The following is a 21,438-nucleotide window of genomic DNA, read 5'->3' as shown; positions in this document are numbered from 1 at the left end:
GGGCACGGACCCGGACCATGGTGGGCGAGCTGCTGACGCTGGTACCGCTCGGCCTGCTGGCGGGCCTGCTCTCCGGACTGCTGGGCATCGGGGGGGGACTGGTGTTCGCGCCGATGCTGCTGCTGCTGGGGCTGGCCCCGCACGACGCCCTGGCCACGAGCACGGTGGCGATCGTGCCCACCAGCTTCGGCGGCAGCTGGGTGCACCTGCGGCAGGGCCGGATCCGGCGTGGCCCCATCCTGGCCATCGGCCTCAGCGCCGCCCTCAGCGGCCTGCTGTTCAGCCGGCTGGGGCACCACCTGGCCGGATGGCAGCTGCTGGCGCTGCAGGCGGTGCTCTACGCGAGCCTGACCGTCTCGATCACGGACCCACCGCAGGTGAGCGAGGAGGTGGATCCCCCGGCCACTCCCTTGCGAGGACTGGCCGGGGTGGGCGGCGTGGCCGGCCTGGCGGGAGGCCTGCTGGGGGTCGGTGGCGGCCTGCTGATGGTGCCGTTGATGATCCGGGGGCTACGGCTGCCGATCCGCCAGGCCATCCGCCTGAGCACCTTGGCTGTGCTCTGCTCCTCCGCGGCGGCCTCACTGGAGTTTCTGGGCGATGGACGGGCCCGGGGGGGGATGGCACTGCTGCTGGGGGGGAGCGCGGCCCTGGCGGCCCGGTGGTCGGCGGCCCGGCTGGAGCGGGTCAGCGACACCGTCCTGGTCGGGCTGCTGCGGGTGCTGACCGCCGTCCTGGCCATCGACAGCGGCCGGAGGGCACTCAGCCTGCTGGTGGGCTGAGCGGGCTCCAGAAGGACGGATCGAGCTCGAAGCCGAGCACGGCGGCCATCTGGCCCAGTCCTTCCCGGCACCCCAGACCCTCCCGCCGGCTCCAGGCATCGAGCAGGAAGCAGCGATGGGTGATCCAGAGCTCCAGGCTCTCGGGAGCGAAGCGGATTCCCTCATTGCGGCTGAAGCCATGGGGGAGCAGCATCGCCACGTGGCGGCAGAGCTGGCCGCTGCTGCGATCGAGCAGGAGCGGCAGCCAGGGGTGCAGGGCATCCGCCCGCAGGCTCCAGAGCCGCAGTTCGGGCAGTTCGGAGAGCTCCCGCGGATCGTCGGCCGCCCGGGGCCAGTCGAACGCAAGGTTCAGCTGGCCGCAGTGCTCCAGCAGGGCGGCGGCCGGCAGGGCGCCCCAGGGGAGCAGCGGGGCCAGGTCCAGCGCACGGATCGCGGCGGCGTCGAGGTGGAGCGACAGGGGGGGGGTGGGCATCAAGAGCTGTGACAGCCCGCAGCCGGGACACGGCCAGGGACCTGATCGAGCCGAACAATGGTGGCGACATCCGCTTCCCGTCGCCGGTCATGGTCACAACACTCAGCCAGGCAGAGGTGCTGATCGCTCTGGTCGTCGCCGCCCACGCCGGCATCTTGGCCGTGCGCCTCTGCGTCAGTCTCTACCGGGCCTGAACCCCGGGGGAGCCCTTGGCAGCATGGCCGGAAGCTGCTAGAAGCAGGCCATTCCCCCCGTGCTCCCCTTGGCCGTCGCCCAGCAGGTCTGTCCGTTCCCGCCGGACGAGCGGCGCTCCGCCTCCCCAGGGCGCCAGCGCCAGAGTCGGCGGACCTCCGCCAACGGGGCGGAGCGAATCAACCCGGCCCCAGGGCTCATCCCCTCAAGCGAACGGCAGGAGTTGCTCTGCAGTGTGATTGGCCTGAGTGTCAAACTCGGGCTTTCGATTCTCGCCGGCCTCAGCCTCATGCACTTGGCCGGGGCCTACCAGCAGCGCCTGGATCGCCATGGGGAACTCAGTGCCATTCTCGATATTGAACAGGCGAAACTTCGCAAGGCCCAGGAGCGGTTCGACCAACTGTTCACCACTGACGGAGAACGGCGGCTGATCCGGGAACAGGATCAATGGATCGCTCCCAATCGGCTGCGGATCGTCTGGAACGATCCGGTGAAGACCCCCCGTCCCAACCTGGTCAGTGCGACCGCCAGCCCGTCGGCGCCGCAGGACTGAAGGCCCCGGCCGGACCCCTCTTGTTCGTGTCCGTGTGTTGAATCTTCGGCTGATCCCGGGCATGGATCCGGCGGGTCATCCCTAGGTTGAAACGCCTTGAACCGACCTGCGCCGATGGCGTCCGATCCCTCCGCAGTTCCGGCCGACGCAGCCGGCTCAAACCCGGTCCCGTCAGGATCCGCCGCTTCGGCCGGCACCGTGATGATCACCGGTGCATCCTCGGGGGTGGGTCTCTATGCCGCCAAGGCCCTCACTGCCCGGGGCTGGCACGTCGTGCTGGCCTGCCGTGACCTGGCCAAGGCCCGCGCAGCGGCGGCGTCCCTGGCCATTCCGGAGGCCTCGATGACGCATCTGCAGGTGGATCTGGGCGATCTTGACAGCGTGCGGCAACTGGTGGTGGCCTTTCACGCCACCGGGCGCCCCCTTGATGCACTCGTCTGCAATGCCGCGGTCTACAAGCCCCGTCTGAAGCAGCCGGAGCGATCGCCCCAGGGCTACGAACTGTCGATGGCCACCAACCACCTGGGCCATTTCCTGCTGATTCAGCTGCTGCTCAACGACCTGCAGCGCTCGACCCATGCCTCCCGCCGGTTGGTGATTCTGGGCACGGTGACAGCCAACTCGAAGGAACTCGGCGGCAAGATCCCGATTCCCGCCCCAGCCGATCTGGGGGATCTGAGCGGGCTCGCCGCAGGCTTCCAGGCCCCGATCGCAATGGCTGACGGGAAGCGATTCAAACCCGGCAAGGCCTACAAGGACAGCAAGCTCTGCAACATGATCACGACCCAGGAACTGCACCGGCGTCTGCACGCCAGCAGCGGCATCGTGTTCACCTCGCTCTACCCCGGTTGCGTTGCCGACACCCCGCTCTTCCGGCACACCCCAAAGGCGTTCCAGACGATCTTCCCCTGGTTCCAGAAAGCGATCACCGGCGGCTACGTGACCCAGGAGCTGGCCGGTGAGCGGGTGGCCGATGTGGTGGCCGACCCCGGCTTCGCCCAGTCGGGGGCCCACTGGAGCTGGGGCAACCGCCAGAAGCAGGGGGGGAAGCAGTTCGTGCAGGAGCTCTCGGAGAAAGCCAGCGATCCGGCCACGGCCGCCCGAACCTGGGACCTTTCGATGCACCTGGTCGGGCTGAGCTGAGCCGATCCATGAAAGCGACGATCCGATGGAGTCTGGCGGTGCTGCTGGCGGGGGCGGTGCTGCTGGCGGGTGTGGTGCTGCTGCCCTTCGCCGACTGGCTGCCCGGGGGCACCGGGGCCGATCCGGCCCGGCAGGAAGCGGTCAACGGCACGGCCTTCAACCGCCTCTTTCCAGCTGCCGGTCCGGGCGAGGAAGTGATCTTCACCCAGGAGAAGCGGGGCTTCAGCGAGGCGAAGCTCAAGCGGGACGGCCGGGTGCTGGCCCTGCTCGCCATCTCCGACACCAGCAGGGCCCCGGAGGCCCTCGGCAAATTCGATGCCAGCCAGGAGCGGATCGGGGGCTGGCCGGTGGTGGACCAGGGCGACCAGGCCAGCGCCCTCCTGGTGGCTCAACGCTTCCAGTTGAAGGTGATCGGCCAGGGCGAGCCGATGGACCCCGGCCGCCGTCATGACCTGCTGGCCGCCTTTGATCTGGAGGGGCTGGCGGCCCTGCGGCCGGACTTCGCCCCCTCCGCATGAGCCGCAGCGTGCTGGAACGGCTGGAACGGCTGCCGCGACGGGGACTCACCGTGCTGGCCCTGCAGGGGATCGCCACCCTGGTGCCGGGGGGCTGGAGCAACATCACCAGCGCCGACACCCTGATCCGGGAGGTGCTGGGCAGCGACGACCCGGTGCTGATCAGCCAGGTGCGGGGCCGGGCCGAGACGCTCAGCGCCGCGCGCCAGGAAGGCTACGGCCGTGCCCTCAGCCTCTACGACGCCGTGAACCGCTCCCAGCACGCCACCGGAGGCCTGCGGCTGCTGGGCAGCCTCGGTGCGGGGCTGCCCCTGCTGCAGCGGATCGCCAGACTCACCCCTCCTGCCCGGAAGCTCCAGGCGGTGGATCTGAGTCTGAAGGTGGGGGCCGAACTGCTGGCCTTCACCCAGGTGAACGGCCTGCCCGGCGACAGCCTCGCCGCATTCGGCTCCGCCCTGGGGGACTACGCCGGCGAGGCCCGGGTGCGGATGGCGGCGCTGATCTGTTTCGACGCGCTGCTCCCCCTGGGCGACCAGGCCCTTCAGACGCTGGACGGCCTGCTGGGCTCGGCCAGTCAGCGGGATCTCCACCGGTTGCCCGCCTACCGGAAGATGGCGGGCCTGATCCCGGGACGTGGGGACCAGGCCCACCTCAGCTTCCTGCGCCGGGGGGTGGAGCAGTGGCTCGACTGGGCCGGAGGGTTCGCCACGGAACTGGGCCTCAGCACCCGGAAGGCTGTGCAGGCGGTGGAGGGCACCATGGGGCCCTGGCAGGGACGCCTCGATCAGTTCGCCAGCTTCCTGGATGCTTTCACCGACACCTACGCCCACACCGGCGTGCAGGCGGTGGCCCGCCGACTGGTGGAGCGGGCCACCGCCGAGATCTGAGGCCGCAGGCAGCGTGGCTCCAGAGGAGCGACCCCAACCACAGCGATCAATCGAACCCGAGCAGGTCGAAGATCTCCCGATCCTTGAGGGGTTCGGCCTCCAGGGGCTCCACATCCTCGAGCATGCGTCGGGCCAGATTCAGGTACTCCTGCTGAACGGCGAGCACCTCGGGGGTGTCCTCCTCCATCTCGAAGATGGTGCATTTCTTCAGGCGTGAGCGGCGGATGGCATCCACGGTCTTGAAGTGGGCCATGGTGCGGAGACCCGTGCGCTCGTTGAAGCGATCGATCTGGTCGGTCTCCTCTGAGCGGTTGGCGATCACACCGCCAAGACGCACCTTGTAGTTCTTGGCCTTGGCGTTGATCGCCTGCATGATCCGATTCATCGCGAAGATCGAGTCGAAATCGTTCGCGGTCACGATCAGGCAATAGTGGGCATGCTGGAGTGGGGCGGCAAAGCCTCCGCAGACCACATCTCCCAGCACATCGAAGATCACCACGTCAGTGTCTTCGAGCAGATGGTGCTCCTTGAGCAGCTTCACGGTCTGACCGGTGACGTAGCCACCGCAGCCGGTGCCCGCCGGTGGTCCACCGGATTCGACGCACATCACCCCGTTGTAGCCCTCGAAGACGAAGTCATCGGGGCGCAGTTCCTCGGTGTGGAAGTCCACCGTTTCGAGGATGTCGATCACGGTGGGCACCATCCGGTGCGTCAGGGTGAAGGTGCTGTCGTGTTTGGGATCGCATCCGATCTGCAGGACCCGCTTGCCCAGCTTCGAGAAGGCGGCCGACAGGTTCGACGAGGTGGTGGATTTGCCGATGCCCCCTTTGCCGTAGACGGCGATCACCAGGGCTCCTTCCTCGATGTGCATCGAGGCGTCCTGATGCACCTGCAGACTGCCCTCCCCGTCGGCACGGCCTCGGGCTCCGGACGAACCGGCGGCAGACCGGATGGAGGGGGAGGACGCTGGGGTCTGCTTGGGCGGCAGGGTTGTTGTCATGGGAAGTGCGTGACCGAGTGAGGATCGGCAGTGCAGACATCAAAGAGCAGGGCGGGGAACACCTGTGAGCTCCTGGATAATCCGAAACATCAGCGGATTCCCGTGTGGAGACGCACACCCGACCGGCCTGGGGCCGATCGCCAGAAGCCCGCGTCAACGGCTGAAGTGGGCCTTGGCTTCATACAACGTTTCATCGGTGATCTCCGCCACGCCGTGCTCCTGGGCGTAGGCCTCGGTGTTGCGACGCACCTTGCCCCGCACGAAAAAGGGAATGCGGGAGAGTTCCGCTTCCCCCGACGGCGCCCAGCGCAGCTCGGCCCCTTCGGGTGGGGCGCTCAGCGGGATGACCCCAGCAGCCTCCTGCCCGGTTGCAACGGGGAGAGTGTCCCCAGGGGCGGCCGCCGCGCTGACGGGCTGGGGCGATGGGGCCGAGGCCCCCTCCAGGTGGCTGAGGTGGCCGTCCACGAATTCGAAGTCATGGCGGAACATGCCGATCAGATGCTCCTCCAGTCCCATCATCAGCGGATGGACCCAGGCATCGAAGATCACGTTCGCCCCCTCCCAGCCCATCTGGGGGGAGTACCGGGCCGGCACGTCCTGGACGTGCAGCGGCGTGCTGATCACCGCGCAGGGAATTCCGAGCCGCTTGGCGCTGTGGCGCTCCATCTGGGTGCCGAGCACGAGCTCGGGCGCGGCTTCGGCCATGGCCTGCTCCACCGCGAGATAGTCATCGGAGATGAGGGCCTCCAGCCCCAGCTCGGCCGCCGCGGCGCGGACCTCCCGGGCCTGCTCGCGGCTGTAGGTGCCCAGCCCCACCACGCTGAACCCCAGCTCATGGGCCGCGATCCGGGCGGCGGCGATGGCGTGGGTGGCATCGCCGAAGATGAACACCCGCTTGCCGGTGAGGTAGGTGGAATCGACCGATTTGGAATACCACGGCAGCCGGGAGCGCCGGTCGGCCTCGCCGCGGGAGGGGGACTCCAGCCCAAGCACGGTGTGGAGCTCCTCGAGGAAGCGGCCGGTGGCGCCGATGCCGATGGGGACCGTACGCACCACCGGAGTGCCGAAACTGCGCTCCAGCCAGCCGCACAGGGGGGCTGCCACCTCTGGATAGAGGCAGAGGTTGGCGTCCGCCAGGGGCAGGCGGATCAGATCGGCGGGCCGGGCCCCCAACGGGGCCACCACGTTCACATCGATGCCGTGCTCGTCCAGCAGGCTGCGCAGTTCGCGCACGTCATCGCGGCAACGGAAGCCGAGCAGGCTCGGGCCCAGCAGATTCACCCGGGGCCGCCGGCCCTCCTCCCGCCAGCGATCGGCTCTGGGCTTGGGGGTGCCCGGGGCGGGAAGGCTCTCCCGGAGCAGACCCCGGCAGAGCTGATAGAGCGTTTCGGCCGCCCCCCAGTTCTCCTTCTTGGAGTAGGCGGGAAGCTCCAGGCTCACCACAGGAACGCCCAGATCCATGGTGGCGGCCAGGGAGCCCGGCTGATCCTGGATCAGTTCGGCCGTGCAACTCTCCCCCACCAGCAGGGCCTCGGGCCGGAACCGTTCCACCGCCTGCCGGATCGAGGTCTTGACCAGTTCGGCCGTGTCACCGCCCAGATCCCTGGCCTGAAAGGTGGTGTAGGTGACGGGGGGGCGTCGATCGCGCCGCTCGATCATCGTGAACAGCAGATCGGCGTAGGTGTCCCCCTGGGGGGCATGCAGCACGTAGTGCACCCCCTCCATGGAGGTGGCGATCCGCATGGCGCCCACGTGGGGGGGGCCTTCGTAGGTCCAGAGGGTCAGTTCCATTGCAGCAGGTCGCGGCGGTTGAGGGGGCGGGCGAACAGTTCGGCCAGGTCGGCGGCCTGGTCACAGCCGTGGATGGGGCTGAACACCAGCTCGATCGACCATTTGGTGGCGAAGCCCTCGGCCTCGAGCGGGTTGGCCAGACCCATGCCACAGACCACCAGATCGGGACGGCTGGCGCGCACGCGCTCCAGCTGGCGCTCCACATCCTGACCCTCACTGATCTGGGTGCCATCCGGCAGTAGCGGCAGCTCCTCGGCCATCAGCTGGCGGTCAAGGTACGGGGTGCCCACTTCCACCAGTTCCATGCCGCACTCCCGGCTGAGGAAACGGGCCAGGGGAATCTCCAGCTGGGAATCGGGCAGCAGGAACAGGCGCTTGCCCTCCAGCCGGGCACGGAAGGGGGCCAGGGCCCGACGACCCCGCTCGGCCAGGGGATCGAGCACCGCAGCCACCCGCTCCGGATCAAGGCCGAAGGCGGCGGCGGCCGCCGCCATCCAGGCGCAGCTCCCCTCCACTCCGAGGGGATAGGGGGCCGCGATGCGGCGGGCACCGCGGCGCTCCAGCGCCCGCACCGTATCGCTCAGGAAGGGCTGGGTCACCAGCAGGCGGGTCTGGGCGCCCACCGGAGGCAGGTCGGATGACTGACGCGGAGGGAGACTGCGCACCCCGTCGAGGCCCATCCGCTCGAACAGCGCCAGGAAGCGTTCCTCCACCCCATCGGCCAAGGTGCCCACCAGCAGCAGCTGGGGGGCGTCGCTGGCCGGGAGCAGGGGGGCCAGGGCGCTGAGGGCACCGTCCTCCCCCTGGGTGAAGGTGGTTTCGATGCCACTGCCGGAGTAGTTCACCACCCGCACCCGGCCCCGCATCCGCTCGGAGATCCGCTCGGCGGCCTTGGCCAGGTCGAGCTTGATCACCTCCGAGGGGCAGGAGCCCACCAGGAAGAGGGTTCGGATCTCGGGGCGACGGGCCAGCAGATCGGCCACGACCCGGTCGAGTTCCTCGTTGGCATCGGCCAGGCCGGCCAGATCCCGCTCGCCGAGGATCGCCGTGCCGAAACGGGGTTCGGCGAAGATCATCACGCCGGCCGCCGACTGAATCAGGTGGGCGCAGGTGCGCGAGCCGACCACCAGGAAGAAGGCATCGGGCATGCGCCGATGCAGCCAGACGATCGATGTGAGGCCACAGAACACTTCCCGCTGGCCGCTCTCCTTCAGCACCGGCGGCAGGCTGGACGTCTGGGCCATGGACTCACACCGTTGGATCGACACCGGACTAGCCAGGACCGGCGGCCAAACCCCGCGCTGTTGACAAGTCTTCGGGAACAGGGCCGTGGCGACCCCGCTCGGACCGGGCGAGCCTCCTTCCCACCCCACGTCCACGGGCGATTCAGTTCTTAACAGGACTTAACTTTCGGAGGGAACTGATCAGCAACGCTGATGGCTGCCACGAGAGACCGTGATGGGCCAAAGCACCCAAATCGCTTGACGGCGGGGTAGGCCGCCGAGCATGGTCCTAATCGAACCTTCCCCCAACCTTTCTGGAGTAGGCAATGGCGAATGAAACCATGGGCATCGCCCTCGGCATGATCGAAACGCGGGGCCTCGTGCCCGCCATCGAGGCCGCAGACGCCATGACCAAAGCTGCCGAAGTGCGCCTGATCGGCCGTGAATTCGTTGGTGGCGGCTACGTGACCGTGCTGGTCCGGGGCGAAACCGGTGCCGTGAACGCCGCCGTCCGCGCCGGTGCCGATGCCTGTGAGCGCGTGGGTGACGGCCTGGTGGCCGCCCACATCATCGCCCGTCCCCACCGTGAAGTCGAGCCGGCGCTGAACAGCAACTTCGGTCTGGGCTCCAAGGACTGAGATCCGAAGCGCCCTGATGGAGCGCGGCGATCCCGTCTTTCCCACCCGACCCACAGGAGATTTCCCCCATGAGCAAGAAGTACGACGCCGGGGTCAAGGAGTACAGAGACACCTACTGGACTCCTGATTACGTCCCCCTCGACACCGACCTGCTGGCCTGTTTCAAGGTCACCGGTCAGGAAGGAGTTCCCAAGGAAGAAGTGGCCGCCGCCGTGGCCGCCGAGTCCTCCACCGGCACCTGGTCCACCGTCTGGTCCGAGCTTCTCACCGACCTCGATTTCTACAAGGGTCGCTGCTACCGGATCGAAGACGTCCCCGGTGACAAGGAATCGTTCTACGCCTTCGTCGCCTATCCCCTCGATCTGTTCGAGGAAGGTTCCGTCACCAACGTGCTCACCTCCCTGGTGGGCAACGTATTTGGCTTCAAGGCCCTGCGCCACCTCCGTCTGGAAGACATCCGCTTCCCGATGGCCTTCATCAAGACCTGCCCCGGCCCGCCGAACGGCATCTGCGTCGAGCGCGACCGGATGAACAAGTACGGCCGTCCGCTGCTGGGCTGCACGATCAAGCCGAAGCTTGGCCTCTCCGGCAAGAACTACGGCCGGGTGGTCTACGAATGCCTGCGCGGTGGCCTCGATTTCACCAAGGACGACGAGAACATCAACTCCCAGCCCTTCCAGCGTTGGCAGAACCGCTTCGAGTTCGTGGCCGAAGCCGTGGAATCGGCCCAGCAGGAAACCGGTGAGAAGAAGGGCCATTACCTCAACTGCACCGCCGCCACTCCTGAGGAGATGTATGAGCGGGCTGAGTTCGCCAAGGAACTCGGGCAGCCGATCATCATGCACGACTACATCACCGGGGGCTTCACCGCCAACACCGGTCTGTCGAAGTGGTGCCGCAAGAACGGCATGCTGCTGCACATCCACCGTGCCATGCACGCGGTGATCGACCGCCATCCCAAGCACGGCATCCACTTCCGGGTGCTGGCCAAGTGCCTGCGCCTCTCCGGCGGCGACCAGCTGCACACCGGCACCGTGGTGGGCAAGCTCGAGGGCGACCGTCAGACCACCCTCGGCTTCATCGACCAGCTGCGGGAATCCTTCATCCCCGAAGACCGCAGCCGCGGCAACTTCTTCGACCAGGACTGGGGCTCCATGCCCGGCGTCTTCGCCGTGGCCTCCGGTGGCATCCACGTCTGGCACATGCCCGCCCTAGTGGCGATCTTCGGCGATGATTCCGTGCTGCAGTTCGGTGGTGGCACCCACGGCCACCCCTGGGGTTCGGCCGCCGGCGCCGCCGCCAACCGGGTGGCCCTCGAAGCCTGCGTCAAAGCGCGCAACGCCGGTCGCGAGATCGAGAAGGAAAGCCGCGACATCCTCCTGGAAGCCGCCAAGCACAGCCCCGAGCTGGCCATCGCCCTCGAGACCTGGAAGGAGATCAAGTTCGAGTTCGACACCGTCGACAAGCTCGACGTCAGCTGACCGCGGCTGATGTCCTCCGGGGAAGGCCCTCCCGCCTCCCCGGAACCCCAGCCGGTTCCCCCGCATCCATCCGTTCCATCCAAGGATCCCCATGCCCTTCAAGAGCACCGTGGGTGACTACCAAACAGTCGCCACCCTGGAGACCTTCGGCTTCCTCCCGCCGATGTCCCAGGACGAGATCTACGACCAGATCGCCTACATCATCGCCCAGGGCTGGAGCCCCCTGGTCGAGCACGTGCACCCCAGCCGCTCCATGGCCACCTACTGGTCGTTCTGGAAGCTGCCCTTCTTCGGTGAGAAGGATCTGGGCGTGATCGTCAGTGAACTGGAGGCATGCCACCGTGCCTACCCCGACCACCACGTGCGTCTGGTCGGCTACGACGCCTACACCCAGAGCCAGGGCTCCTGCTTCGTGGTCTTCGAAGCCCGCTGATCGCCGGGGTCCCGCCTGACGCCGGGACCCCATCACGCTCTTCACCCAGCAACGGCCAGGGGTCCGATCCGGACCGGCCGTTCTCCCATCAGGTCGTTTATCCCCGGGCGGACATGGCAACTCAATCCAGTCGCGACGCGGCCCTAGCACGCCGGAAGGCGCTCTCCACGGCAGGCAAGACGGCTGAGAAGCGCTATGCCACCAGTGCCAACCGGGTGCGCGGCGCTCATGAGACGAGACCCAGCCGCACCACGGTGCCCGCCGCCGTGGTGCGGGCCGAGCCGGCACCACCGGCCGCTGCACCCGCCTGGGGGAGCGCCCCGGCCTCACTCCCCCGATCCATCAACCGGAGCGCCATCAGCAATCCCAGTCGTGACCTGGTGCTCGCCCGCCGCGAAGCCCTGAGCAAGCGGGGCAAGCGCGCCGACACCAGCCGGGACAGGACCCGCGTCGCCCCGATCAGGCCCGTAGCCACTCCGGCGGGTAGTCCGGCCGCTGCCGCCCCCGCCGCCCAGGGCGCCCAGCCCAGCCGTGGCCCCGGTTTCTCCCTGGAGGTTCCTGCCGCCGGCTCCGATCGCCGCGCCCAGGGTCCCCGGGGCGGCCCCAAGCGCTCCGCCCAGTTCAACCCCAGCCGGGCGATCGTGATGGCCCGGCGTGAGGCCCTCTCCAAGCGGGGGAAATCCGCCAGTTCCGCCAGCACCGGCGGCACCGCGGCGGTGGTGCGTCAGTTCCATCCCGACATCAGCAGCCGGGAGCTGGCCCACCGCATCCGTGATCTGAAGAGCAAGAACGGCTCCGCCGGCGTCTGCCGCTCCGGCGGCACCCGCCCCACGGGGCCCCGCCGGGGCATCAACAAGGTGGCCGGCGCCGAGGACGCCAACTGGAAAGTGGGGGCCAGCGAAACGATCCGCGGGCAGGTGGTCACCGGCACCCAGGCCAACCGCTCCGAGAAGACCACCGGCAACGAGGCCAGCACCTGCCGGCCGATCACCGGCACGGAGTACATGGGTGCCGAGATCTTCCGCTCCTTCTGCCAGAGCGACCCTCAGCCCCTGCAGCCCGCCAAGGTGGCCGTCACAGCCACCAGCCACGGCAACCGGGTCACCGGCAACGAGGTGGGCCGTTCCGAAAAGGTTACCGGAGATGAGCCCGGCACCTGCAAGAGCGTCACCGGCACCGAATACATCTCCTCCAACCAGTCCGCCGCCTATTGCGGTGTGGCTCCCCAGACCCCGCGCAAGGTCGGGCTCGGCCAGACCGTCGGCGGCCGTCCCGTCTCCGGCGTCATGGTGGGCCGCTCCGAGAAGGTCACCGGCGACGAGCACGGTTCCCGTCTACGGACCACCGGCACCCAGTACGTGGGGCAGGACTCGATCGCCACGGCCGGTCAGGCCCCTCCGAAGGTGGGGTCGGTCCAGACCCTGCGGGGCACCGGCATCACGGGCACCCTGGTGGGGCGCAGTGAGAAGGTCACCGGCAATGAGCCCGGCACCTGCAAGCGCGTCACCGGAGACGAGTACATCGGCAGCCAGCAGTACGACAGCTTCTGCGGCGCCCGCCCCGAAGCGGAGGCGGCCAAGGTGAACCTAAGCCTCACCAACAAGCAACTGGTGGTCTCGGGCACCAGCACCGGCCGCTCGCCCCGGGTCACCGGGGATGAACCGGGCACCTGCAAGGCCGTGACGGGCACCCCCTATGCCGGCCTCGAGCAGGCCGGTGAATGGTGCGCTCCCGAATCGGTGCGCACCATCCGCCAGCGCACCCCCGTGCGGGCCGGCACCCCGGGCCCCCGGCTGAGTGGTCTCCAGCCGGGGATCGGCGGAGTGATGACCGGCGCCGGCAAAGGCGCCTGCGAGCCGGTGTCCGGCACCCCCTATGTGGGGGTCGATCAGTACAACGAGGCCTGCGGCGCCGCCCAGGGCCACGACGCCGATTTCCCCCAACCCCTGGAGGAGCAGCCCTGGCAGCGATTCAGCGTGCAATCCCCGGCCCGGGCCGCCCATCAGCAGCGCGAGCGCAGCAATGCCGTCACCGGCACCCGATACGAAACCAGCGCCCGAGTCACCGGCCCTTTTGACCTGGCCGGTGACAGGGTCACCGGCACCGAGCAGTTCCGCTTCGACCGCCGCCCGCCCCAGGAGGAGGTTCCCCTGCGGGCGATGGGTTCGGTCATGCGTCCGTACTCACCGGCTCCCGCCACCGTCGCCCCTCCCCTCGCCGCTCCCGTGAGTGTCGATGAGGACGCACGACCAGTCAGCCGGGTGACCGGGGAGGGCAATTCCGCCGGCCTGAAGATCACCGGCGACGACTGGGACCGGGGCAAGCATGTGACCGGCACCGAGGGCGTCTCGGCCCGGCGTCGGAACCCGACCCGCAGCGGGCCCATGCATGCCATGGCCGGAGTCCTGCCCAAGCGCAACGAGGAGGTGACCCAGCCCGTCAGCCGGGTGACCGGATCCAGCGGCAACACCGACAAGGGGTCGCTCATCACCGTCTCCGGGGGCGCCCGCGGTTGAGCACCACCCCCTCTCCCGCCCTGTCGCCGCGCTAGATCGTGCCCCGTCCTCGCCGCCATGGCTTCACCGAGCGCCCCCTGGCCCCCACCGCCCCCCCCCGGCGCCCCGGACAACCGGACAGCCTGATGCCCTCACCGGCCGGCGGGAGCTTCCCCCCGGCCAGCGGGGCACGCCAACGCCCGCCGATCGCCCTCCATCCGCTCACCGACCGCGCCGCCAACGGCCGGTTGGAGCAGTACGAGACGGCGGTCAAGGGAGCGTTCGATCGGATCGTGCCCGTGCTCAAACGCCTGTCGGCCCTGCAGCACGACGACGATTTCGTCGCCCGGGCCCAGGCCCAGGCCCGCTCCGAGCTGGGCTTCGACCTGCCGATCCAGATCCTGGAGAAAGCCTGGGTCAGCCAGCTCGACATGCGCAGTCTGTTCGCCTGGTGCGTCTTCGAAACCTATGAACAGGTGAGCGCCGCCTTCTTCCGCGAGGATCCACTGGAGGGCCAGGAGGGAAGCCCCGCCGCCGAGAGCTTCAATGCCTTTCTGCTCTCCTGCGGCTTCCACCTGCTGGATGTGAGCCCCTGCGCCGACGGCCGGCTTGCCCACGCGATCAGCTATGTCCTGCGGCTGCCCTACAGCTCCGTTCGCCGCCGCCCCCATGCGGGGGCCCTCTTCGACGTGGAAAACACCGTCGATCGCTGGGTCCGCACCGAACATCTGCGCTTCCGGGAAGCACGGCCGAATCCGGCCCACGATCCCACCCGCTACCTGAAGGTGGTGATCTATCACTTCAGTTCCCGCGATCCGACGCACCAGGGTTGCGCCGCCCATGGCTCCGATGACGCCCTGGCGGCGGCCGCCGGGCTGGCCCGCCTCCAGGACTTCCAGCAGGCGGTGGAGAACAGCTTCTGCTGCGGAGCCTCGGTCGATCTGCTGCTGATCGGACTCGACACCGACACCGACGCGATCCGCGTGCATGTGCCCGCGGGCGACGGCAGCACCGATCTGGAGCGCTGGCTGGATGCCCGCGACGTCCATGCCGCCACCGCGACCCTGGGCGCCGAGGCGGCCCGCGACCGGCTCCTGAGCCTGGTGCAGGAGGCGGCCGGCGACGGCGCGGGGAGTTCGGGCATGGTGCGCCTGATCGCCCGACTGATCGAGCACAACCTCTCCCAGATCGATTACGTGCGCACGACCCAGACCGGCACCTATGCCGATGCCGGCCACGCCGAGCGGTTCATCGGCGTGGGCATCGGCTTCAAGGAGATCCATCTGCGCAACCTCACCTATTTCGCCCACATGGACACGGTGGAGGAAGGCTCCGCCGACCTGGACGTGGGGGTGATGATCTTTCAGGGGCTCAACGTCTCCCGGGGGCTGCCGATCCCGGTGGTGGTGCGCTTCGACTACCACGGCACCGTTCCCGGTGCCCGGGAGCGGGCCGTGTTCCACTGCCGCCGCACGGATGACGCCCTGCGCAGCCGTTACGCCGATCTCTGCCGGGAGGGCCTGCTGCACACGCTGCTCACCGTGCACGACCGCGACCGACATGCCCCGGCCGAAGCGATCGGCTCCTCGATCGTGCTCCAACAGGCGGGGGGTCACTGAGATGCTGATCTGCAAGGTGATCAAACCCCTGGTGTCCACCAACCGCATCCCCGGATTCGAACACCGGCATCTGCAGGTGGTGCTGGATGGCAGCACCCAGAAAGTGGCGGTCGACGCCGTGGGCTGCATCCCGGGCGACTGGGTGATCTGCGTGGGCAGTTCGGCCGCCCGGGAAGCGGCCGGCAGCAAGTCGTATCCCAGTGATCTGACGATCGTGGGAATCATCGATCACTGGGATCCCGAGGCCGGCACCTCCCCCCCGGCGGTGGCGCCCTGATGGAGATCATGCAGGTGACCGGCTCCCTGATCTGCACCCAGCGGGTGGACGGACTGAGGCATTGCAATCTGCGGGTGCTCCGCTCCGGCAAGGGAAAACTCAGCGTCGCGGTGGATCAGGTCGGGGCCTCCCCCGGCAACTGGGTGTTCACCGCCAGCGGCTCCGCCGCCCGCTTCGCCTGCGAGGATCCCGACACCCAGACCGACCTCACCATCGCCGGCATCATCGACTTCTGGGACCCGGACGGGTGACTCCCCCCCGCCGCACCTCTCCCCCCCTGTCCGAGCTGATCCATCCATGGCCACACCCTCCTCCCGCCAACCGACCTCCCGGCGTACCAGCTCCAGCCGGGGTGTGAGCCGAACCACCGCCACCGCTGCCTCAGAACCCGCCGCAGCCAATTCACCGGTCTCCCCCAAGGCCCTGCCGGCCGCCAGTCCGGAGCCCCCCGTCCCGGCCTCCGAGTCCGCGGCGGCCGCGGAACCACCAGCCCCCTCCAGCGCCTCCAGTTCCAGCCCGAGCCGCCGCTCGGCGCCCGCCTCCAGCCGATCGGCCGGATCCGGGCGTCGCTCCGGCGGCGCCGCTCCATCCCCTTCTTCACCCTCCCCTACCGCCATGGACCCGACCCCGCACGGCATCGCCCTGGGCATGATCGAGACCCGTGGCCTCGTGCCCGCCATCGAGGCCGCCGACGCCATGACCAAGGCCGCCGAAGTCACCCTGGTCTCGCGAGAGTTCGTGGGGGGCGGCTACGTCACCGTGATGGTGCGGGGCGAAACCGGCGCCGTGAACGCCGCCGTGCGAGCCGGGGCCGATGCCTGCGAGCGGGTCGGTGACGGCCTGGTGGCCGCCCACATCATCGCTCGTCCCCACAGCGAAGTGGAACCCGCCATCGGCTACAGCGGCGCTGACCGCAGGAGCTGAGCGCGATGGTGAGCGTGCATCCCAGGGTGCTGGGCTACCTGGGCCGTGCCCTCAGCCTGGAGCTCTCGGCCGTGCAGCAGTACATGACCCAGGCCTCCCTCCTCTCCCTCTGGGGGGACACCACCGCGGCCGAGCGGTTCCGTCACGAAACCGTCGAGGAACTGCAGCACGCCGAACGCATCGTGCAGCAGATGCTGCGGCTGGGGGTGGCCCCGTCGGCCTCCCAGCTGCGTCCAGTCAGCACCGCCGCCGACCTGGTGGGCCTGCTGCGCCAGAACGCCCTCCTGGAGGACGGTCTTATCCAGCACTACGCGGAGGCCACCCGTTTCTGCGTCCAGATCGGTGATCCGGACGACGCCACCTTCTTCCAGGCCCTCTGGGAGGAGGAACGGCAGCATGGCCAGGAGCTCGACGCCTGGCTCCTGAAGCTCGACGGGGCCCGTGACCGCCAGCTGCCGCAACGGGCCACCTTCTGAGTCCCTGACGGTCCAGATCCCTGGCACCGCTGCGCTCCTGAGTCCGCCGTGTCCCCGGTCCCGCCTCTCTCCGTTCAACTGGCCTGGCTGATTCCGCTCTACGGATTCGGCGGGGTTCTGCTGTCCCTTCCCTGGGCCTGCGGCCGGTCCCCCCTGACCGGACCGCGGCCGGCCGCCTATCTCAACATCCTGGTGACGCTGCTGGCCCTTCTGCACGGCAGCGTGCTGCTGGCCACCGTGCTCCGGGACGGGCCCTTCAGCCTCAGCCACGACTGGTTCGAGACGGCGGACCTGCAGCTGCGGCTGAGCTTCGAACTCTCGGCCACCAGCCTGGCCTGCCTGGAGCTGGTGATCGCCCTGAGCCTGCTGGCCCAGGTCTTCGCCCTGGGCTACCTGGACAAGGAGTGGTCCCTGGCCCGCTTCTTTGCCCTGATCGGCTTCTTCGAGGGCGCGATGGCGGGGGTGGTACTGAGCAGCTCCCTGTTCCTGACCTACTTCCTGCTGGAGATGCTGACGCTCTCCACCTATCTGTTGGTGGGGTTCTGGTATGCCCAGCCCCTGGTGGTTACCGCTGCCCGGGACGCCTTCCTGACCAAACGGGTCGGCGATGTGCTGCTGCTGATGGGGGTGGTGGCCCTCTCGGCCTGGGCGGGGGTGATGACCTTCGAGGATCTCTACAGCTGGGTCCCCCAGGCCGGCCTGTCTCCCCTGGCCGGGAACCTGCTGGGACTGGGGCTGATCGCCGGTCCCCTGGGCAAATGTGCCCAGTTTCCGATGCACCTCTGGCTCGATGAGGCCATGGAGGGCCCCAACCCCGCCTCGATCCTGCGCAACTCGGTGGTGGTGACCTGCGGCGCGCTGGTGCTGCTGCGGCTGATGCCGATCCTGCAGCTCTCCCCCCTGAGCCTGGGGGTGCTGGTGGTGCTGGGCTCACTCACGGCGGTGGGGGGGTCCCTGGTGGCGATCGCCCAGGTGGACATCAAGCGGACCCTCTCTTACACCACCAGTGCCTACATGGGCCTGGTCTTCGTGGCCATCGCCCTGCAGCAGCCCGCGATCGCCCTGCTGCTGCTCTTCGCCCATGCCGTGGCCAAGGCCCTGCTGTTCATGAGCGTGGGAGGGGTGATCGCCACCACCAACTGCCAGGACATCACCGAGCTGGGGGGACTGGCCCAGCGGATGCCCGCCACCACCACGGCCTTCCTGGTGGGAGCCGCCGGCAGCACCGCCCTCGCCCCGCTGGGCTGCTTCTGGGCCTTCGGACTGGAGGTGGAGGCCCTGGCTCGCACCTCGCCGCTGCTGGCGGCGGTGGTGCTGCTCACCAACGGCCTCACCCTGGTGAATCTCACCCGGGTCTTCCGGCTGGTGTTCCTGGGCCCCCCCCAGGCCAAGACGCGCCGGGCGCCGGAGGTGAACTGGCCGATGGCCCTGCCGATGGTGAGCCTCACCGTGCTGGTGCTGCTCACGCCGCTGATCCTGGTGCGGATCGATCCGGTCCCCGGCCTGGCCTCTTTCTCCCTGCCGGTGCTGGTCACCCTGGTGGCCAGCGGCGCCGCCGGGCTGCTGATCGGTGCCCGGATCCCCCTGAACAAGGCCTCGTCGCGCTCCCTGCTGACGCCATTGCGCCGGCTCCAGGATCTGCTGGCCTTCGATTTCTACACCGATCGGATCTACCGGGTCACGGTGGTGGCCCTGGTGGCGGCCCTGGCGCGGCTGGCCGCCAGGTTCGACCGGCAGGTGGTCGACGGTGCCGTCAACCGGCTGGGCCGCCTGACCCTGGCCAGCGCCGATGGCCTGCGGCTGAGCGTCAGCGGCCAGATGCAGACCTATGTGCTCACGGGGATGGTGGCGATCGTGCTGCTCCTCAGCTCACTCTCCTGGATGGGGCGATGAGCCGCCCCTGCCCGTCGCCGTGGCCCCGATGCTGAGCGCCCTGCTGCTCATCCCGTTGCTGGGTGCCCTGGGGCTGCTGCTCTGGCCGGGGGATCCTGACGGGGGGCGGCTGCGCCGGGCCGCCCTGGCCCTGCTGACGCTGCAACTGCTCTGGTCCCTGGGGCTCCTGGTGGGCTTCGATCCCGCCGGTGCGGCACCGCAACTGCAGGAGTTCGCCCCCTGGGTGGGGAGCCTGGGTCTGGAGTACTGGCTGGGGCTTGATGGGCTCTCGCTGCCCCTGGTGCTGATCAACGCCGCGCTGACGCTGGTGGCGGCGATCGCCACGGCCGCCGGAGTGCACCGTCCCCGCCTCTATTACGCCCTGCTGCTGCTGATCACCGGGGCGGTGAACGGGGCCTTTCTGGCCCAGAACACCCTGCTGTTCGTGTTGTTCTATGAGCTTGAGCTGATCCCCCTCTGGTTGCTGATCGCGATCTGGGGGGGCAGCAACCGCGCCTACGCGGCCACCAAATTCCTGATCGTCACCGCCCTCTCCGGAGTGCTGATCCTGGTGGCGTTCTTCGGGCTGGCCCTGGCCGGCGGCGGCGTCGACTTCAGCTTCAACCCCCAGCTGGCCCAGGGGCTGGACCTGAAGCTGCAGCTGCTGCTGCTCGGAACCCTGCTGGTGGGCTTCGGAATCAAGATTCCCCTCGTTCCCTTCCACACCTGGCTGCCCGATGCCCACACCGAGGCCTCGACGCCGGTGTCCGTGCTGCTGGCCGGCGTGCTGCTCAAACTGGGCACCTACGGCCTGCTGCGCTTCGGCCTCGGCCTGTTTCCCCAGGCCTGGTCCCTGCTCGCCCCCGCACTGGCGGGCTGGGCGGCGGTGTCGGTGCTGTTCGGCTCCCTGGCCGCGATCCAGCAACAGGACATGAAACGGATGGTGGCTTACAGCTCCGTGGGCCACATGGGCTACGTGCTGCTGGCGGCGGCGGCGGCCACGCCGGTGAGCCTGCAGGGAGCCCTGTTCCAGATGATCAGCCACGGCCTCATCTCCGCCCTGCTCTTCCTGCTGGTGGGGGTGGTGTATGCCAGCACCGGCAGCCGTGACATGACGGTGCTGCAGGGGCTGCTCAACCCGCAACGGGGCCTGCCGCTGACCGGCTCCCTGATGGTGGTGGGCGTGATGGCCAGCGCCGGGATCCCCGGGATGGCGGGGTTCATCGCCGAGTTCCTGATCTTCCGCGGCAGCCTGGTGACCTTCCCGCTCCAGACCCTGCTCTGCATGGTGGGCTCGGGCCTGACGGCCGTCTACTTTCTGCTGCTGCTGAACCGGGTGTTCTTCGGGCGCCTGGCCGCTCCGGCGGCGGGGATCCTGCCGGTGGTTCCCCTGGGCCGGCAGGTTCCCGCCCTGCTGCTCACGGCGGCCATCCTGGCCATCGGGCTGCTGCCCCAGGGGCTGGGGCGGATCACGGCAACCAGCAGCGCCGTCCTCAGCCGCCCAGCCAGGCCCATGGTGGCCTCCCGCGGAGGTCCGGGATGATCGGCAACGGCCCGGAGGCCCCCACCCCCACCGATCTGCTGGAGCGGCTGCTGGGCGGCCGGACCCTGCTGGACGACTCGGCCACCCATCGGTTGGAGGTGGTGGCGGTGCTGGAGAGCTACGGCCGCGTGCTCGATGCCTACAGCACGAATCTGATCGACCAGGCCCAGCGCCAGTTTCTCAATCCCTTCCCGGTGCTGCGCTTCTTCAATGGCCAGCTGAGCGCCGGGCGGCTCTGGCGCCATCTGATCCACGACCGGCTCAACTACGAATACGCGGAGTATTGCCAGCGCACCATGCTCTGGCACGGCACCGGTGGCCTCGACGGCTACCTCGATGGCGCCCCCTTCACCGCCACCTGCCGGCAGGTGATCCGGAGCCGCTGTCGGCGGGACCCGCTGCTGCTGCTGCTCGATCGGGGCTTTCCCGCCTTTCTGCCCGAGCAGATCCGCTCCTCGGCCACCACCAGCGCCCTGGGGCAGTTCTGGCGGGTGATGAGTGACCTGTTCCTCGAGCTGGCCAGCCGCCATGCCGCCGGCCGGGTGGGTTCAATCGGGGCGGTGGTGGCGTTCATCCAGCGGGGGCTGGTGGCGGCGGCGGCCGAACCGATCACCTACCGGGTGGAGCTGGAGGGTGGGCCCATCTGGATCCTGCCGCCGGAGGCCGGCCTGAGCTTCCTGGCCGATGTGGCCGTGCCCTACGTGGAGGCGGTGTTCCTGCGGGGTACCCCGTTCCTGGGCACGGTCTCGTTCAATGCCCAGGCCCACCAGATCCCCCACGACCTGAGCCGGTTCACCTACGGGGCGCTCTACGCCGATCCTCTCCCCACCATGGGGGCAGGCATCCCTCCCAGCCTGCTGATGCAGGACATGCGCCGCCATCTGCCCCAGGCGCTGGAGCGTCACTATGCGGCCAGCGGCCGCGGGCTGGGGGATCTGTACGTCAAGATCTGCACCAGCTTCCAGAAAGCGATGTTCTGCGTCACCAACGCCGCCATCGCCGAGACCTTTCCCCACCCGCTCACGAGTGACCAGCCCCAGGAGCGCGAGGCCAACCGCCGCTATGCCCAGGCCTGGGTCGATCGGCTCAGCCTCGCCAGGATCGATTGTCTGCCGGGCTAGGTTT

At 68.9% G+C, this 21,438-nt stretch carries 22 protein-coding genes; 18 read left to right on the top strand and 4 right to left on the bottom strand.

Going from position 1 to position 21,438, the window contains the following annotated elements; all coding sequences use genetic code 11:
- The first annotated feature begins 17 nt into the window (after positions 1–17).
- Entirely contained in the window at positions 18–779 is a 762-nt protein-coding gene (locus tag ACWJI7_RS09725; RefSeq protein WP_479937513.1) for a TSUP family transporter, read from the top strand.
- Here ACWJI7_RS09725 and ACWJI7_RS09720 read toward each other — a convergent pair.
- The gene (locus ACWJI7_RS09720) at positions 760–1,251 is read right to left on the bottom strand and encodes a CRR6 family NdhI maturation factor (protein WP_479937511.1); all 492 of its coding nucleotides are present in this window, start codon (positions 1,249–1,251) and stop codon (positions 760–762) included. The two genes, ACWJI7_RS09725 and ACWJI7_RS09720, sit on opposite strands and share 20 nt — an antisense overlap.
- A gap of 89 nt (positions 1,252–1,340) precedes the next feature.
- Between ACWJI7_RS09720 and psaM the strand changes: the two genes are divergently transcribed.
- The 5 genes from psaM (at position 1,341) to ACWJI7_RS09695 (ending at position 4,541) form a co-directional block, all read left to right on the top strand.
- The gene (gene psaM / locus ACWJI7_RS09715; RefSeq protein WP_185465391.1) at positions 1,341–1,445 is read left to right on the top strand and encodes a photosystem I reaction center subunit XII; all 105 of its coding nucleotides are present in this window, start codon (positions 1,341–1,343) and stop codon (positions 1,443–1,445) included.
- A gap of 59 nt (positions 1,446–1,504) precedes the next feature.
- Positions 1,505–1,996 (top strand): hypothetical protein, encoded by a 492-nt coding sequence (locus ACWJI7_RS09710; RefSeq protein WP_479937510.1) that lies wholly within the window; start codon positions 1,505–1,507, stop codon positions 1,994–1,996.
- A 201-nt stretch (positions 1,997–2,197) separates the two neighbouring features.
- On the top strand, positions 2,198–3,139 hold the full coding sequence (locus tag ACWJI7_RS09705) for a protochlorophyllide reductase (protein WP_479937509.1): 942 nt from the start codon (positions 2,198–2,200) through the stop codon (positions 3,137–3,139).
- Between the two features lie 8 nt (positions 3,140–3,147).
- Positions 3,148–3,657: a hypothetical protein gene (locus ACWJI7_RS09700; protein WP_479937508.1), complete on the top strand. Its 510-nt coding sequence runs from the start codon at positions 3,148–3,150 to the stop codon at positions 3,655–3,657.
- Entirely contained in the window at positions 3,654–4,541 is an 888-nt protein-coding gene (locus tag ACWJI7_RS09695; RefSeq protein ID WP_479937507.1) for a hypothetical protein, read from the top strand. The genes ACWJI7_RS09700 and ACWJI7_RS09695 overlap by 4 nt, the downstream gene beginning before the upstream one ends.
- Before the next feature lie 46 nt (positions 4,542–4,587).
- Here the strand turns inward: ACWJI7_RS09695 and bchL are convergent, their stop codons facing one another.
- From bchL to ACWJI7_RS09680, 3 genes are all read right to left on the bottom strand, one after another.
- Positions 4,588–5,541 carry a ferredoxin:protochlorophyllide reductase (ATP-dependent) iron-sulfur ATP-binding protein gene (gene bchL / locus ACWJI7_RS09690; protein WP_479937506.1) on the bottom strand — a complete coding sequence of 318 codons (954 nt, stop codon included), beginning with the start codon at positions 5,539–5,541 and terminating at the stop codon, positions 4,588–4,590.
- 153 nt (positions 5,542–5,694) lie between these two features.
- On the bottom strand, positions 5,695–7,332 hold the full coding sequence (locus tag ACWJI7_RS09685) for a ferredoxin:protochlorophyllide reductase (ATP-dependent) subunit B (protein WP_479937505.1): 1,638 nt from the start codon (positions 7,330–7,332) through the stop codon (positions 5,695–5,697).
- Positions 7,323–8,576, bottom strand: coding sequence for a ferredoxin:protochlorophyllide reductase (ATP-dependent) subunit N (locus tag ACWJI7_RS09680; RefSeq protein ID WP_479937503.1), 1,254 nt, complete (start codon positions 8,574–8,576; stop codon positions 7,323–7,325). The genes ACWJI7_RS09685 and ACWJI7_RS09680 overlap by 10 nt, the downstream gene beginning before the upstream one ends.
- A gap of 305 nt (positions 8,577–8,881) precedes the next feature.
- On the opposite strand from ACWJI7_RS09680, the gene csoS1 (ACWJI7_RS09675) reads away from it, so the two are divergent.
- The 12 genes from csoS1 (ACWJI7_RS09675) to ACWJI7_RS09620 all read left to right on the top strand — a co-directional run bounded on the left by csoS1 (ACWJI7_RS09675) (position 8,882) and on the right by ACWJI7_RS09620 (position 21,434).
- On the top strand, positions 8,882–9,193 hold the full coding sequence (gene csoS1, locus ACWJI7_RS09675; protein WP_035828781.1) for an alpha-carboxysome major shell protein CsoS1: 312 nt from the start codon (positions 8,882–8,884) through the stop codon (positions 9,191–9,193).
- Positions 9,194–9,261: 68 nt separating this feature from the next.
- On the top strand, positions 9,262–10,674 hold the full coding sequence (locus tag ACWJI7_RS09670) for a form I ribulose bisphosphate carboxylase large subunit (protein WP_479937502.1): 1,413 nt from the start codon (positions 9,262–9,264) through the stop codon (positions 10,672–10,674).
- A gap of 91 nt (positions 10,675–10,765) precedes the next feature.
- Positions 10,766–11,107 carry a ribulose bisphosphate carboxylase small subunit gene (locus ACWJI7_RS09665; protein ID WP_479937500.1) on the top strand — a complete coding sequence of 114 codons (342 nt, stop codon included), beginning with the start codon at positions 10,766–10,768 and terminating at the stop codon, positions 11,105–11,107.
- 113 nt (positions 11,108–11,220) lie between these two features.
- Complete coding sequence (gene csoS2, locus ACWJI7_RS09660; protein WP_479937498.1) at positions 11,221–13,623, top strand: alpha-carboxysome scaffolding protein CsoS2; 2,403 nt, start codon at positions 11,221–11,223, stop codon at positions 13,621–13,623.
- 38 nt (positions 13,624–13,661) lie between these two features.
- On the top strand, positions 13,662–15,221 hold the full coding sequence (locus ACWJI7_RS09655; protein ID WP_479937496.1) for a carboxysome shell carbonic anhydrase: 1,560 nt from the start codon (positions 13,662–13,664) through the stop codon (positions 15,219–15,221).
- Position 15,222: 1 nt separating this feature from the next.
- Positions 15,223–15,498, top strand: a complete 276-nt coding sequence (gene csoS4, locus ACWJI7_RS09650) for an alpha-carboxysome shell vertex protein CsoS4 (protein WP_479937494.1) — start codon at positions 15,223–15,225, stop codon at positions 15,496–15,498.
- A complete protein-coding gene (locus ACWJI7_RS09645) occupies positions 15,498–15,749 on the top strand; it encodes a carboxysome peptide B (protein ID WP_479937492.1) in 252 nt (83 codons plus the stop codon). Before csoS4 ends, ACWJI7_RS09645 begins: the two co-directional genes overlap by 1 nt.
- Before the next feature lie 46 nt (positions 15,750–15,795).
- A complete protein-coding gene (gene csoS1, locus ACWJI7_RS09640; RefSeq protein ID WP_479937490.1) occupies positions 15,796–16,422 on the top strand; it encodes an alpha-carboxysome major shell protein CsoS1 in 627 nt (208 codons plus the stop codon).
- A gap of 5 nt (positions 16,423–16,427) precedes the next feature.
- Positions 16,428–16,898 (top strand): ferritin-like domain-containing protein, encoded by a 471-nt coding sequence (locus tag ACWJI7_RS09635; RefSeq protein ID WP_479937489.1) that lies wholly within the window; start codon positions 16,428–16,430, stop codon positions 16,896–16,898.
- Between the two features lie 48 nt (positions 16,899–16,946).
- The gene (locus ACWJI7_RS09630) at positions 16,947–18,791 is read left to right on the top strand and encodes an NAD(P)H-quinone oxidoreductase subunit F (RefSeq protein ID WP_479937488.1); all 1,845 of its coding nucleotides are present in this window, start codon (positions 16,947–16,949) and stop codon (positions 18,789–18,791) included.
- Between the two features lie 28 nt (positions 18,792–18,819).
- On the top strand, positions 18,820–20,313 hold the full coding sequence (locus ACWJI7_RS09625; RefSeq protein ID WP_479937657.1) for an NADH-quinone oxidoreductase subunit M: 1,494 nt from the start codon (positions 18,820–18,822) through the stop codon (positions 20,311–20,313).
- Complete coding sequence (locus ACWJI7_RS09620; RefSeq protein ID WP_479937487.1) at positions 20,310–21,434, top strand: CO2 hydration protein; 1,125 nt, start codon at positions 20,310–20,312, stop codon at positions 21,432–21,434. The genes ACWJI7_RS09625 and ACWJI7_RS09620 overlap by 4 nt, the downstream gene beginning before the upstream one ends.
- Positions 21,435–21,438: the final 4 nt, after the last annotated feature.

The sequence above is a fragment of the Cryptocyanus atlanticus LEGE 06306 genome, from assembly GCF_056633155.1.
This window is presented reverse-complemented; position numbering and strand designations above follow the sequence as displayed.

Coding starts and splice junctions, on each gene's coding strand:
- ACWJI7_RS09725 (WP_479937513.1), top strand. CDS start 18: ATGGTGGGCGAGCTGCTGACGCTGGTACCGCTCGGCCTGCTGGCGGGC.
- ACWJI7_RS09720 (WP_479937511.1), bottom strand. CDS start 1,251: ATGCCCACCCCCCCCCTGTCGCTCCACCTCGACGCCGCCGCGATCCGT.
- psaM (WP_185465391.1), top strand. CDS start 1,341: ATGGTCACAACACTCAGCCAGGCAGAGGTGCTGATCGCTCTGGTCGTC.
- ACWJI7_RS09705 (WP_479937509.1), top strand. CDS start 2,198: ATGATCACCGGTGCATCCTCGGGGGTGGGTCTCTATGCCGCCAAGGCC.
- ACWJI7_RS09700 (WP_479937508.1), top strand. CDS start 3,148: ATGAAAGCGACGATCCGATGGAGTCTGGCGGTGCTGCTGGCGGGGGCG.
- ACWJI7_RS09695 (WP_479937507.1), top strand. CDS start 3,654: ATGAGCCGCAGCGTGCTGGAACGGCTGGAACGGCTGCCGCGACGGGGA.
- bchL (WP_479937506.1), bottom strand. CDS start 5,541: ATGACAACAACCCTGCCGCCCAAGCAGACCCCAGCGTCCTCCCCCTCC.
- ACWJI7_RS09685 (WP_479937505.1), bottom strand. CDS start 7,332: ATGGAACTGACCCTCTGGACCTACGAAGGCCCCCCCCACGTGGGCGCC.
- ACWJI7_RS09680 (WP_479937503.1), bottom strand. CDS start 8,576: ATGGCCCAGACGTCCAGCCTGCCGCCGGTGCTGAAGGAGAGCGGCCAG.
- csoS1 (WP_035828781.1), top strand. CDS start 8,882: ATGGCGAATGAAACCATGGGCATCGCCCTCGGCATGATCGAAACGCGG.
- ACWJI7_RS09670 (WP_479937502.1), top strand. CDS start 9,262: ATGAGCAAGAAGTACGACGCCGGGGTCAAGGAGTACAGAGACACCTAC.
- ACWJI7_RS09665 (WP_479937500.1), top strand. CDS start 10,766: ATGCCCTTCAAGAGCACCGTGGGTGACTACCAAACAGTCGCCACCCTG.
- csoS2 (WP_479937498.1), top strand. CDS start 11,221: ATGGCAACTCAATCCAGTCGCGACGCGGCCCTAGCACGCCGGAAGGCG.
- csoS4 (WP_479937494.1), top strand. CDS start 15,223: ATGCTGATCTGCAAGGTGATCAAACCCCTGGTGTCCACCAACCGCATC.
- ACWJI7_RS09645 (WP_479937492.1), top strand. CDS start 15,498: ATGGAGATCATGCAGGTGACCGGCTCCCTGATCTGCACCCAGCGGGTG.
- csoS1 (WP_479937490.1), top strand. CDS start 15,796: ATGGCCACACCCTCCTCCCGCCAACCGACCTCCCGGCGTACCAGCTCC.
- ACWJI7_RS09635 (WP_479937489.1), top strand. CDS start 16,428: ATGGTGAGCGTGCATCCCAGGGTGCTGGGCTACCTGGGCCGTGCCCTC.
- ACWJI7_RS09625 (WP_479937657.1), top strand. CDS start 18,820: ATGCTGAGCGCCCTGCTGCTCATCCCGTTGCTGGGTGCCCTGGGGCTG.
- ACWJI7_RS09620 (WP_479937487.1), top strand. CDS start 20,310: ATGATCGGCAACGGCCCGGAGGCCCCCACCCCCACCGATCTGCTGGAG.